Raw genomic sequence first — 13,392 nt, 5'->3', positions numbered from 1 at the left:
AGCGGACCGGGAAATCATGCGGAGTGTGCGTGCAGTCCACATGAACTGGTGTGAACAAGCAGCGCCACGGACGCGGAACAATCAGCGAGCCATCTGACAGCAGCCAAACCTTAGACCGGCTTACGACAGAGCTGCGATCGCAGTCCTCCGAACTCGAAAGACTCCATGCCATCTACGCCGAACTGGAAACCAGAAACGGTCTCCTCCACAACGAAGTTCTGCGGCTTAAACGCGCCCAGCGAACGAACGTCCAGGACCTCGCCCGTGTGGCGGCCGTTTTGCTCCAGATTTCGCGAGCTAAAGGCGTCGCCCTCGACTCGGTGACACTCGACATTCTCCGTCGGCGAGGCTGGCTGCCCGCCAGGAACCGGACCGGAGTACGGCCATGACGATGTCCATCGCCAGGCTCTCCGTACGGTCAGGCCTCAAGTATCTTTTCAAGTCAACGATGCTGGACGACGTCTCCCCCGCTCCCCCAGACACCATCAGCTATTACCTGCAAACTGGAACACCACAGGGTCGTTGGCTGGGCAACGGACTCCGCGGCATCGCTCGCACAACGGGAGACAAGGTCACTGAATCTGATGCTCGTGCCATCTTCCAAGACGCAGCCGATCCCGATAGCAAGGAACCGCTTGGAAGGCCCCACGGACAGCCACCAATCAGCCATGAGGCCAACATTCAACGGGCGACAAAGCACTCTGTCGCCGGCTTCGACCTTACCTTCAGCGTTCCGAAATCCGTCTCCACACTGTGGGCACTCAGCCCACGACAACTCCAAGAACTAATTCTGCAGACCCATCATGACGCCGTCGAAGCAACACTGGCCTGGATGGAAGATCAGGTCATCAACACCAGATCCGGGCGGAACGGTGTTGCTCACGTCGGCACTAGAGGAGTCATCGCCGCAGCATTCGACCATTGGGAATCTCGCGCCGGCGACCCTCAACTCCACACTCATCTTGTCATTGCGAACCGGGTCCAGCGCGTCACGGACGGTGCCTGGGTTACCTTGGACTCTCGTTCCCTGTACAAAGCCGTCGTCGCCGCCAGCGAACATTACAACGGACTCCTCTTCGACGCCCTGCAAACTAGCCTGGGCACAGCAACCGACATCCGAGCCCCAGCACAGAACTCTCATAACCCGAGCCAGCAACTCACTGGCATCGCCGAAGCCCTTGTCCGAGAATTCTCCAACCGTTCAAGGCTCATCGATATCGAGACGGACCGCTTGGTCGAACAGTGGAGCAAAGACCACGGAACTCGCCCGACAGCGACAACCATCGTGAGACTACGCCAGCAAGCTACGCTCTCGACTCGAGCTCCCAAGAACGTTGAGCCGTCACCATTGCGAACGCTGTCCGCACGGTGGCGCGCCAGAGCAAAGGCCCAAGGCTTCGACCCGGAATCCATCGTAGCTTCCACCATTCGGCGCTCCCGCTCACGTACGTTCGGCGCTGGCGACTTCGCCGCGGACTGGATTGCCGCCGTCGGGCTTGTCACTCGACAACGCGTGGCGGCCAGGCGGTCAACGTGGAATCGCTGGAACTTGATCGCCGAGGGTGAGCGTGTGTGCGCTGAGATCCGCTGCGCCTCCCCTGCCGACCGCAACGCGTTGATCGATGCCGTGGCCACCGCGGCAGAGCGTCAATCCGTGCCACTCAACCAGTATCGGTACGGCGTTCCCGCGGATGCGGCTGATGATCTCCGATTTGCCGGGCGCAGCGTCTTCGATTTCCACGGGTGGCGCCTCTACACGGATGAGTCGACGCTCGCCTTTGAGGACGAAATCCTGGCGGCAAAGAACGACGACGGCGGCCCAGCCGTTCCGGTCGACCTCGCCTTCGGGGCGCTCACCTCTTACAGAAACACCGGAGGGTCGCCCCTGCACGATGACCAACTGACGGCAGCGTCGGATGTCCTGCTGAGCTCCAGCCGGCTCGACGCCATTGTCGGACCAGCCGGGACCGGGAAGACGACGACCCTTGGCGCGGTCAAAGCAGCATGGGAGGCAACGTATGGGGTGGGCAGCGTCATCGGCCTGGCGCCTGCTGCTGCGAGCGCGGAGGTTCTCGGCTCGGAGTTGCGCATGGTTACTGAGAACGTCGCGAAGTGGTTGCATGAATCTGTTGGGTCTGGTGCGGCCGGAAGGGCAGGGCGTTTCTTCCAGGCGGACGATCGACTGCGTAGAGCATCAGTTCCCCTCGGCCCTATCGTTAGTCGGCTTCAACAAGAAGTCGCTCGTCTGGCCGCCGAGCAGAACCAATGGCTGTTCCGGCCCAACCAGCTCGTGATTGTCGATGAAGCCTCCATGGTCTCAACTCTTCAGCTCGCATCGCTGGTCTGTCAGGCCAAGGAAGCGGGAGCCAAGATCCTCTTGGTTGGGGATCCCGGCCAGCTCGATTCCATCGATGCCGGCGGTGTGCTTGGTTGGCTTGATCGGCAGGGCAAGGGAGCCCGGTTGAGTACGATCTGGCGTTTCAAGGATCCGTGGGAGCGGTCAGCTTCCCTAGGGCTGCGTGAGGGACGTGCGTCTGTGCTCGCAGAGTATGAGGATCACGGTCGCATTAGTCATGGTCACTACTCGGACATGGTCGACCGCGCCTACTCCGCTTGGCACGCCGATATTCTGGCTGGCCGTGTCTCGGTTTTGATAGCTCCTGATAACGAGACCGTCCAAATGCTCAATGAACGGGCCCAAGCCGACCGGGTAGGTCTGGGCAACGTGGACGCGGAACGTACTGTGATCCTTCGGGACGGGCTTCGAGCCGGTCGTGGAGACATCGTTATTGCCCGTCGGAATGACAGGTCCATTCGCGACGATCGAGGTGAGTTCCTTCGCAATGGGACGCTCCTCGAGGTCACGGGAGTCGATAGATTCCACGGTGTTCTGTGGGCGATACGGAAAGACACCGGAGCTTCCCTACTCTTGCCGAGCAGTTATGTGGAGGTGTCCCTGGAGCTGGGCTACGCCACCACAGCCCATCGCAGTCAAGGTCTCACTGTAGTCACTGGCCACACCGTCGTGACCCCCGGCCGCCTCACCCGGGAACTGCTGTACGTCAGCATGACCCGGGGGCGGCACTCGAACACGGCCTATGTGAGCGAGAACGACCCCGACGAGGACGAGATCCTGGACCCGAGTGCCCGTTCGAGCTGGCGGGTGATCCTCGGCGAGGTCCTTGCTGCCGAAGGCGCGGAGCGAACGGCTCACGAGGTACGGGACTTCGAACGGCAGCATGCCGACAGTCTTGAGCGTCTGAATCGCGAGTACGATTACCTGGCTCAAACCGCGGCGGGTTTGGAGCTCGTAAGGGCTATCGACAGTCTTCAGCCCAGCCGTTCTGAGGAGATGCGCGAATCTCCAGCTTGGGGCGCCGCGGTCGCTGCCTGGCGCCGAGCCAGCTACACCAATCGTGCAGGAGCCCTTCGGACCTTGAACGAGACACTGGGCTCAGAAGCCAATGCGCAGGACCTAACCGCAGTAGCCCATGCCCGACTTCGCAGGCTCTGCTCGGCCATGCCCCAAACGCCCATCGATCCGCTGACTGAGCAGCTTACGACAGACCGGCCAGACCTCGCAGCGTTGCTGGACCAAGTACGACGGCGGATTGGGAACCGTACGGAACGCGTAGCCAAAGCGGCGCTACTAGAAGAGCCTGAATGGGCCACACACTTGCGCACAAACATCGGGGAGGGTGCAGATCCCTTCGAGTCGGCCGCGTTGCTTCGTGATGTGGCCGTGTACCGGGATCGGTGGGGCGTCAATAGCGCGGCACTCGCCCTTGGTCCGACTCCGGCGGACTGGGAATGGGAACAGCGAGCGCAGTGGGACCACCTACGGCAGGAAATCACCCAAGCCGCCACACCAGAACCAGGGCTAACAGATGTCGGCAACTTGTATGGGTTCGTCTCCCCAATAAGCCTGACAAGCGCGGGGTGGCAGCTTTAAACTGGAAGTCGGAGCAAGTATGCAGATCAACCCAGTTCCCAAGCCACCAGTAGCAACACCCGCTCTGATCGTTGCGAGCGCAGTGACGATGGCGCTTGCCCTTATTCTGGCCGCCCTGGCACTTACGGTTACCGGTACCTATTGGCTGCTGCTGACGGTCGCTGCCATAAGTGTCGTACTCATTGTCGTCTGGAGTCGGCGCCTTCACGGTCTACGGCGGTGGCAATCTGAAACCGACGCTCAATGGAAGCGTCTTGATGGTTTGAAAGAGGCCAGCGGGACTACAACTGAAATCACGGTCCTAACCGTCGACGCCCCCCAGCCGACAGGCGCTTGGGTCACCATCAGGTGGAATCGCTTCAACTACATACAACCAGCATGGATCGAAGCACTTCCCGAGCCCATTTGGCCTGGATCTGTTCTGCTGATTCGACCAGATCCAGCACAGGTGCAACCGGGAGCTCCGTGGCCCGAGACTTACCGGATCAGCGGCGACCATATCCTGGCGTGGGCACCGCTGGCCTAGTTGTCGCGATCGCCAACCGCCGCCGTTCAATTACGTCGCATAGCTGGCCGAAGTTCAGAAGCCGATACCAAGAACCTACAGTGGTCGCCCCCGCCAAGTCTCCTGGTCCACGCGTCTGACCTGCCCAGCCGGGAACCATTCAACGTGATAGACCCGGCCGTCGTCCACCCACTCGACCAGCCCAAAGGTCCTCGTGTATTTGATCGCCCGCCCATAGATCTCCCCCACCCGTACCAGCGGCTGACTCCCAAGTTCCAGTTCAATGATCTGGCCGTCGTCAGGTCTGGGGTGGCTGTTATCGGCGTCTATCTGGGCCATCATTCGGGCGAAAGCGGTGGAGTCTTGCTTTGGTCTCATAACAACAAGATTAGAACATATATTCGAATAGGCGTCCCGCTCCCACGGAAGAGCCCACGCCTCAACGATCGAGACGTGGGCCTTGAACTGCGAAGACAGGTCAGACAGTCATGTCATTCACCGGCGCTCCGCCTAAAGGGGACGTCACCACCGGCCCCTTTGTGGTGACGTTGTACGCGGGCCAGCCTGTCGCCGTCGTCGCTTGTGGCCCAGTAGCCTCCACGGCGGCATCGGGCTCGGCAACTGCTCGCGCGGAGCGTTGATACGTCGCCGTCCCGAAACGAAGGTCCGGCCCAATAGTGTCAGCGATGATCCGCCGGGCTTCGCGCCGTTCGCCATCCTTGTCGTAGGAACGGAACTCGAGCTCTCCAGACACCGTCACGGGGTCCCCCTTCTTCAGAGAAGTTGAAGCGTTCTCCGCGAGCATCCGAAAGGCAGACACGTTGTGGAAAACCGGCTCGCCGTCTCGCCAGGTGCCATCCGGGTTTGGAATCCGCTGGTTTACGGCAACGCGGAGTTTCGCGTGCGGAGTGCCGGATTCCCCGATTGTCAGTTCGGGATCTGCGACCAGGTTCCCGGCGATAGTGATGGGGATCTTTGTATTCATGATGGGTTACCTTCCTTAGTCGACGGGTCTCTCCCGACGGACATCTGCGCGTTCAGGGCCCAGCAATCTCAGGACCGTTCAGTGATGCTTTGGGTCCAGGGACGCCGGCATAGCTCGGACTCGCAACAACGGACCGTTCAGCACTGGCGGCAGCGAACTTTCCGCCGAACCCAGGAGGATCCGAGACCGCCAAGATCCCCTTGGTTGCCGCTGTCACCCGCCCCAGCACCGACTTGGCGATGTCGACACGCGACGTCGGCACCCAGCCTTCTGAGGAGTCGTGCTTCAAGTCCTTCTCAGCTCTGATCACAGCGTCGGCCCAACCAGCAAGATAGGAAGCTGACTGCGCTCCACGATCGATGCCGTGCGCCCGCAGGACGGTATAGGCAACCGATTCGGCCTCTACCTCCGCTAGGCCACGATGGTTTGCACTGCTTCCATACAGTCGTCCCAAGCGGTCGTCCGGTCCGTGCAGAAGGACGTGTCCGAGTTCGTGGGCAAGAACCGCTACCCGCTCCTCGTCGTTCATCCACGCACCAACTTGAATTCGACGAGCATCAAAGTCGGTGTAACCACTGGTGTAGCCGTGTTGAAATCCCGACACCTCAACCCGGAAGCTGTGTTCCCTCGCAACCTCACGCAGGGAACTCCACAGATCACCCACGTCCGCCCCACCTTGAGCATCCGCGCGAGGCACCAGCAGCGGCGTGCCCTCCGTCTGAGTAACGTCAAAGACAGCCTGCCCGCGCCAACCTGTGATCACGTTCTTTTTGCCTCTGCTGACGGCATCAATAGGAGCAGGCTGATTCACTGGCAAGAGCTTGCGCTGCCCGTCAGGCAAAATCAGTTCCTGCATCGAGGCCGTTCGCGGCGCGATAACCCAGAGCGCGTGCTCCCCACGCAGAACCGTTCGCCCATGCCGGGCCCACTCTTTGTAGCCGGCCACCAGAGTCGGCTCTTGGGCACCGCGCTGTGCCATCTGCATCATCAGCAGGGCGACGTTACCTCCGGAGTACCGCCACAGGGTGGCCGAGGCGTCGAGCAGAACCTGCCAGCGCATGGGCGAGTCAATGGCTTCCTCGAGCGCTGTGTGGAGTCCCCTGGTCAGGTCGGCTATGCGCTCCTCAGGTGACAGGCGAACGTTCGACGTCGGGACGGCGGCTTCCGATTCGCCGCTTGCTTCAGCATTCAGTTCAGATGCAGAGGCCACGACAGCCATCCTTCGTGCTTCTAGACGGCCCCAAGCAGGGATCACCTATTCATGTCGAGCGACCGGACCAACGGCATGACGAAATTAGCTGCGGGTCTGGTGGGTGCCTAGCTTCCAGTCTTCGAAGTCCGGCTCGGCTGGCACGACCCTAACGACCGGCTCCTTGTGGCTCTGCAGCCCGACGCACCCGGCGGTCCGTGTGTGGGTTCGGAGACGCTCGACGCCGTGTGGCAGCCGTTCGTGGAACGCCAGCGGCCCGAATCCCGAGTCGTCGGACGTGAAGGACGCCGCTTCCGCCCGCTGAAGCGCATATAGCTCGGCGACGATCTCCGAATGCCGCCACCAACAGTCCGGCACCACCGACGTCGTCAGCTGATAGGTCGCAACGAACCACCGCACCCAGTCAAAGAGGCTCTGCCACACCATCTCCGCCTGTGCCGATGACATGTCCCGCCAACGATGGGTCACGCCCACATTTCGCGGCGACGGCTGGAACGAGGAACGGAACAGTTCCGCAGTAAGCTCATCATCCAAGTCAGATACCCGCCCCACCTCGAAGTCAGAATCGTCGGCCTGGGTGCTCATGAATCAGCCTCGTTGTTCACTTCTTGTCGGCTCTTATGGCCGGCGGCCAACTCTCGCTCGGTCTCGAGCTTCGAGCGCCCCAGCTCAGCGGCGTCCTTGCGCCTATGCCAGTCTCTTAAGTCCAAGAGGATGGGACGAGTTCGTCGGCCGAGCATGAGCGCCGTACCAACAGGAAGCCGCCGGATCTCATCCAAGCGAATAACCGGACTCTCACGTATCTGCTCGCCGTCTTGCCGCCCCTGAGACGACCAGGAGCGAGTGTTGAGGATGAGGCTCCGCTCCCCCAGCAGACCCGCCAGCGAGCGCAGGTCACGTTCATCCGAACCTCCGCCGAAAATCACCTTGATAATCGCGGAATCCCAGATAGTGGCTGCCTCTTCAATCGACCATCCGGTTCGTGCCTGCGAAAGGGATTGCAGGACTACCAGCGTCGAGATGCCTATACCGCCACCATCAGAGAGCACCACAGGCAGGCCTGGCCACGGAGACAGATTCGCAATTTCGTCGAGGATCAAAGAAAGCGGCGGCTCGAGTCGGCCTCCAGGCGAGATAAAGGCCAGCTCACGCGCTGCGTTATCGATGTCATCAATCAGAGCCGAGAGATAGGGGCCAGCCGCCGCAGCTCCAGAGCGGGTGCCAATGAGGTAGAGAGTCCCCCGCTGCCTGATGAAGTCCTTTGGATCAAACTCTTGAGCTTCGTCCTGTGGGTTCAGTGCCGCCAACACCTTAGGAGATGAAAGCGGGGCCACGGCGGCTGAGACCCCAATCCAGGAGTTGGAGGTGTTCCGCGGGTCGTCTTCCAAAATCCCCATCAGATCTGCCTGCCAACCCAACGCCGCACCCGGACGCCCCAGGATATCCAACGCCTCTCTGGCCAACACCGGGCTGGACGACCATCTGCGAAATGCAGTTATTCCCTCCCCTGACAGCGCTGCCGCATGGAGCAGGCACTGGAGCACGATCAGCGAGCGCTTTTGCCATGCAGCATTCTCGCCCTTCATCTCTGTATCTGCGGTGATCACAAGAGCCCGTCGGGTTGCGATATCCGGGTCACCGCAACCACGTACCGGCGACCAGCGCAGCGTGGTTGGCAGACCTGACATGCCCTGAGGGTCAAAGACGGTCACTGGCCGCCCATCCGACATCCGGGCTCGCATCGTGACCACCAGGTTGTCGGCGCGAGTGGATGTGGTGACAACAGCACCGGGCGCATCGAGAATCGCGTTTATGACCACATATAGCCCTTTGCCTGACCGAGGCGCCCCCTGAATGACCATCGACTCTTCGGTGGAAACATGAATCGTCACTCCACGGGAGCGCCCAAGTGTCCAAGAAACATCGTGAATGCTCGGTTTGCTGAGGCCTGGCCGAGTGTATTGCCCACGCTTGCGAACAGCTCTGGCGCCAAAATCCCGAAGTATCTCCGCTCGGCCCGCTACGCCATCCCTGCTCAGGATGTCCTGCCGCAGCCAAGCGCCGGACTGTTTCCAAGTTCTCCACGCCAAAGCCGCCGCGGCTGCGAGCGCCGCAAGAAACGTGAGAACGACACCCACAATCCACCAGACGGCCGCCATGTCCAAGGTGCAATTGCGGGAAGCACCAACAATCCAGTCCTGACGGCCTGCGAAAAGGCCGACGCCTGCAGCGGGGTTGAAGAACGACGGCGGCCTACCGCCACAGCGCCCCGCGCCAGCAAGCTGAGCGGCTGCCTGGACCAACACGCAAAAAGCCATGTAGCCGGTTAACGCCCAGAGCCCGACGGAGACCAGAGGGCTGCTGCTCCCCGATCTCGTCCTCACAGGTGCATCCGGTCATCGGTGCCAAAGACTTCCAGTTCGTCTGTGGTCACGCGATTAGCGACGATGAACGAGCGGTTTCCGACCTTCCAGAGCCCGACGCCCTTGGGCAGGTTCTCAACATGCTCGCACTCAGCTTCGGTCAGACCCAGGGCTTCTTTGGTAAGCCGCATGGCATCATGCTTCTGGCGATAGATGATGCGGGTATCCGCTTCCGTCAGCAGGCCTAGCGCCTTCTGACGGTGACCACTAGTGCTGTCTCCGATCTCATTGAGGTCAGCCACCTTATGCATGATGAGGAGGTTCGCAATCCCGTACGTTCGCGCAAGGCGCCATTGCTCGCTCATCTTGGCCAACATGTAGGGATCGGCGAGCATCCGCCAACCCTCGTCGTACACCACAAGCCGCTTGCCGCCGTCGGGGTTTGTCACTGCAGCTTCCAGCCAGGTGGCGCTGCAGGCCGCGGCGAGGGACAACGCCTGCTCGGAAGCGCCGATGAGCGCAGACGTGTCCATAACCATCATTGGTGCGTCAGCATCGAAGGCGACCGTGGATGGCGCATCGAACATGCCTTCCAAGTCACCGGAGACTGTGCGCCGCAGCGAGTGGCTGACCGCTGCTCCGCCGTCCTTGCCAACCAGGGCGAGCGTTTCCGCGGAAGGACTCAAAAGGTGGTCCAGCACCATAGGCAGGGTCGGCGTCGAATTTTCGGCGGTGGTCTCCATGAGAGCCATGTCCAGAGCGGTGTGCTCAACCGGATGCAACGGAGTGCCCTGACGCATAAGCGACACCAGAGCCACTATCAATTGCCGGCGCCGCTGCCGGACGACAGCCTTCCACTGCGTGTCGGACAATGAACTCGGCCGTGGACCTGCATCCAGAGGATTCACGCGAGCCGTTCGCCCAGGACCGACGGAAATGACCTTGCCGCCCACAGCCCTTGCCACGGCAACCCATTCGCCTTTGGGATCCGATGCAACAGCCGCTTTCCGTCCCAACGTTATGGAACGGGCAACCAACGACTTCCCACACATGGACTTACCGGTGCCCACTGTGCCAATCACGACGATAGAAGGACCGCTGATGATTCCCTTGTCGTACAGGATCCACGGATCGTAGGAAAAGGCTCCCGAACCAAAGACGTCAGTTCCTATGTACGTTCCCTCGTGGCCAAGTCCTGACTCCGTGATGAAGGGGTATGCCGCCGCGAACGTCATGGTGGAGGCCCGGTGAGGTGCCGGCCGCAGCCTGTGCGGTCCCCATAGGGACTGGGGTTCCCTGCTCCCCCAGTCGCCGGCAAGGCGCTCGCGGTGCCCGCGCCGTTCCAAGGCTTCGTCGATCCGCTGTCCCAGTCTGCGCTTTTGCGGCAATGATTCAGCGGTTGTCGCCCTTCTGAGGCTCTTGCGTTCGGCGCGAGTGCCCGACGGCGTATAGGTCACCTCTTGGCTCTTGAGGCTCATCGCAGTCCCCTTCCCAGAGGGAGTCCGCCCGCAATGAACGCCGCCCACTGCTGCCCGGCGAGCAATCGAAGTTCAACGAACGCGCCGGCCGCTGCGGACTCAAGTTCGTGGCGGTGCCGGGCCAGGTCCTCCAAGGACGCTGCGGTTATTGTCACGAAGGCGGTCGGACGGACATCGCCGTGGCCAGCAACGATCTCTTCTTCCCGTTGCGATACTTCTTCCTCCTCGGCTCGCTGCTCCCGCGTGGTGGGTCGGTCGAACCGGGCATTGATCCTGCGACGGGTTTCATGAGCCTCCTGTGCCGATCGGATGTCCCGCAACGCCTCCAGAGTTGGAACCGCGCGAATCACCTGCGTGACCGTGTGCCGGAAGTCTCCGACATAAACTAGCGGGTGCAGGAATCCGGGATACACCTTTTGCCGCGGCCATTCGGCAACCCAGAAGGTCTGATGGAATCCGGAGTCCGTTCGGAGATACGTCCAGTGCTCCTCTACGGCCATGGGGCTCGAACTAAGCCGCCGCTGTCCGGTTGGCTGGGCGGACTGCGGATCGCTGTCATTCTTCACCGACCCCCGGGAGACCGTCTCAGGATCAAAGGAACCCCTGAACACTTCGAGCAGTCGGGACTCTGAAAGCCACTCGTCCACCCGCACTCCATGAGTTGCCAGGGATGTCGTGATAGCTTGCACCTCCAACCGCAGAACACGCTCGAGTCCGGCTATCCCTCCGCCAGACTCCTTGATGCGCCGCCTCGACTTGGCCCTATCCACCACGACGGACAACAAGACGTCGTGGCTCATGGCGGATCCGGCTGCAGCTATCAGGTCCTGATAGGCCAACTCGCCCCACGAATCGCCACCAAGTCGGCCGCCATTTTTCACGATCGTGTGGTCGTAGAAATCCTGAAGGGCTGACGACGGATACGGAACCGTGTAGTCCTGCACGGAGATTCTTGCTATGTCCGATCGCTGGGCCAGTCCGGCCTGCACACGTGACCAAGCCTGGGCCGCCCACGCTTTGTCATCGTCGTCGAGGAGAGCGAACGATCTGGTAGTGCAGCGCAAGACAACAGTTGCCTCCTTGCCCTGCGGGTCGACGATGAAGCACTCTCCACGGCTCGTCATCTGGAGTTTGAGGCTGCCGAGTCCTCCTGGCAGCGCAAGCTTTCCCGCTTTCAGCGCCTTCTCGGGGCGGGCGAGGTAGCGGGTCTGCCCCAAAATCAGTCGAACGAAGAACAGCGTGATGAGGCTGACCCAGATGGGATAAGGGATTCGAGCGTGTTGCAGCACTCCCATCAGCATGAGCAGCAGCCAGATGGGACTAATCGTCGTCAGTCCGCCCGGACCTCCCGTTGCAGAGGCGATGATCGCCGTCAGAATGCCGAGGGCCAGCAACACGAGCTGGTACCACTTCAACCCCATAAAAATGCCACGGCGCTCGTATCGGGGAAATTTGACGGCCTCAAGGGCGCGGGAATCGTCAGTCATGGGGTTTCTCCGGAGGGAAGTGCCCCTCAGGAGCCTTGGGCCTGATGGGCGGCAATTGTGATTTGGGCAGCGCGCTGCCGGGACTTCGCACTTCGGGCTGCCGAGGAGTCCTTGGGCGGTTTGACTTTGACGGTCCGGCGGCCGGGTTCCGGGCTATCGGCGAGGGCGTCGCAGACGAAGCTTGCTTGCTCTGCTCGGTGACGACTTCTCCACTCACCACGTCGTCCTGCCTTGCGGCGCCTCCGCGGGCAGAGTTTGCTCCATACGATGCCGAAGCGTTTTCACCTGGTGTGAGTATCGGCGTCGTGCTCGCCAGGCTACGCGGCAGGGGTAGTGAAGGTGGCAACACGCGCGTGGGGATGTCTCTGCGACTTGAGGGAATTGGTCGAGCAAGTGATAACCTGCCCAACATTGAGGCAATCGTCATGCCTCCGAGTTGTCGGCTGAACTGCCTGGACGCAACGCTGCTGCTTCGAGCAAGAATGTGGCCGCCGCCAGCCGTTTGAGCCGCTGCTGCGAGTTCGCCACCCGCAAAGCTCACCAACCTCAATGCCATTAGTGGTGCTCCGCAGGCGAGAACCATACCGACAGTGCCGGCTGCCAACCCTGAAAACGACGTCGAATCTGCAAACAGCTTGATCGCCGCTGCAAGAACTGTCGCCGCCAGCGGTTTCGCCAGCAAGAGCGCGACGACGACTTCGCACCACCGCCCGGCCCAGGCCTTTGACTTCTCCCAGGGCATCATCATGAGGGCGACCGGTGCGACAGCCGCGAGGACGGCGAGGGCGAACGTCCTGAAGATCATGGAGCACATGAGGATGAACGCCAGAATCCACACGACGATGACGGCCATCACGGTCACTATCGCACCGCCCACGGCTCCACCTTGATTGCCCGGCGCCAAGGAGATGACGTTCCATTCGCGCTCGGAGCCTTCGGGAGCGCGTTCGAAGCCGAAGAGCCGCATGAACACGACGTAAGGATCGGTTCCGATCGACTCCAAGAGAGCGGTCGAAGCAGAGTCCGTTACTCGCGTGAGCTGTTGGACAAGGTAGACCGCCGCGGCAACCAAAGGCACCGCAGCTGCTCCCCCGACCAGCGCCCTAATCAGTCGGCGTGGTTGCTGGCTGATCAGTCCGGAGAGGAGTTGAAGGATCATCACAACCACCAAGGGAGTCATCATCACAATGACCCACCAATTGGTCAGTCCGCCGATGGCCGCCCACTGCGAATCGTCGACCTCGGAAACGCTGAAGGCCCCGGTGATGAACCCCCACATCCACGAGGCGATGTTCTGAAGGACGTTGGCGAAGATTGAAGTGATGGAGCCTTGGACGCCGTCGTTGGCTTGGGAAACCAGTCCGCAACCCGGCGGCCACCAACCGTTGAGGTCACACTCGATAGGCATGATC

General features: G+C 61.3%; 10 protein-coding genes. 2 read left to right on the top strand and 8 right to left on the bottom strand.

The genetic code is table 11. From position 1 onward, the window contains the following. The first annotated feature begins 385 nt into the window (after positions 1 to 385). Together mobF and J3D46_RS14260 are read left to right on the top strand one after the other, a co-directional pair. Complete coding sequence (mobF, locus tag J3D46_RS14265; RefSeq protein WP_253467836.1) at positions 386 to 3,952, top strand: MobF family relaxase; 3,567 nt, start codon at positions 386 to 388, stop codon at positions 3,950 to 3,952. A 19-nt stretch (positions 3,953 to 3,971) separates the two neighbouring features. Then, positions 3,972 to 4,478, top strand: a complete 507-nt coding sequence (locus tag J3D46_RS14260; RefSeq protein WP_253467834.1) for a hypothetical protein — start codon at positions 3,972 to 3,974, stop codon at positions 4,476 to 4,478. A 75-nt stretch (positions 4,479 to 4,553) separates the two neighbouring features. On the opposite strand, the gene J3D46_RS14255 is transcribed toward J3D46_RS14260, so the two are convergent. From J3D46_RS14255 to J3D46_RS14220, 8 genes are all read right to left on the bottom strand, one after another. Continuing rightward, a complete protein-coding gene (locus tag J3D46_RS14255; RefSeq protein ID WP_253467829.1) occupies positions 4,554 to 4,835 on the bottom strand; it encodes a hypothetical protein in 282 nt (93 codons plus the stop codon). Between the two features lie 100 nt (positions 4,836 to 4,935). After that, positions 4,936 to 5,442 (bottom strand): single-stranded DNA-binding protein, encoded by a 507-nt coding sequence (locus J3D46_RS14250; RefSeq protein WP_253467826.1) that lies wholly within the window; start codon positions 5,440 to 5,442, stop codon positions 4,936 to 4,938. Positions 5,443 to 5,494: 52 nt separating this feature from the next. Continuing rightward, positions 5,495 to 6,652 carry an ArdC-like ssDNA-binding domain-containing protein gene (locus J3D46_RS14245; RefSeq protein WP_253467824.1) on the bottom strand — a complete coding sequence of 386 codons (1,158 nt, stop codon included), beginning with the start codon at positions 6,650 to 6,652 and terminating at the stop codon, positions 5,495 to 5,497. A gap of 84 nt (positions 6,653 to 6,736) precedes the next feature. Continuing rightward, positions 6,737 to 7,237, bottom strand: coding sequence for a hypothetical protein (locus J3D46_RS14240; protein WP_253467821.1), 501 nt, complete (start codon positions 7,235 to 7,237; stop codon positions 6,737 to 6,739). Beyond that, positions 7,234 to 8,544: a type IV secretory system conjugative DNA transfer family protein gene (locus J3D46_RS14235; RefSeq protein ID WP_253467818.1), complete on the bottom strand. Its 1,311-nt coding sequence runs from the start codon at positions 8,542 to 8,544 to the stop codon at positions 7,234 to 7,236. The genes J3D46_RS14240 and J3D46_RS14235 overlap by 4 nt, the downstream gene beginning before the upstream one ends. A 488-nt stretch (positions 8,545 to 9,032) precedes the next feature. Next, positions 9,033 to 10,493 (bottom strand): ATP-binding protein, encoded by a 1,461-nt coding sequence (locus tag J3D46_RS14230; protein WP_253467815.1) that lies wholly within the window; start codon positions 10,491 to 10,493, stop codon positions 9,033 to 9,035. Beyond that, entirely contained in the window at positions 10,490 to 11,980 is a 1,491-nt protein-coding gene (locus J3D46_RS14225) for an SCO6880 family protein (protein WP_253467811.1), read from the bottom strand. Before J3D46_RS14225 ends, J3D46_RS14230 begins: the two co-directional genes overlap by 4 nt. Beyond that, positions 11,973 to 13,388 carry a type IV secretion system protein gene (locus J3D46_RS14220; protein ID WP_253467808.1) on the bottom strand — a complete coding sequence of 472 codons (1,416 nt, stop codon included), beginning with the start codon at positions 13,386 to 13,388 and terminating at the stop codon, positions 11,973 to 11,975. Before J3D46_RS14220 ends, J3D46_RS14225 begins: the two co-directional genes overlap by 8 nt. Positions 13,389 to 13,392 lie beyond the last annotated feature (4 nt).

Origin of the sequence: Paenarthrobacter sp. A20, assembly GCF_024168825.1 — a bacterium.
Classification (GTDB): domain Bacteria; phylum Actinomycetota; class Actinomycetes; order Actinomycetales; family Micrococcaceae; genus Arthrobacter.
Note: the sequence above shows the minus strand (reverse complement) of the source record. Positions and strands in the feature narration are given on the sequence as shown.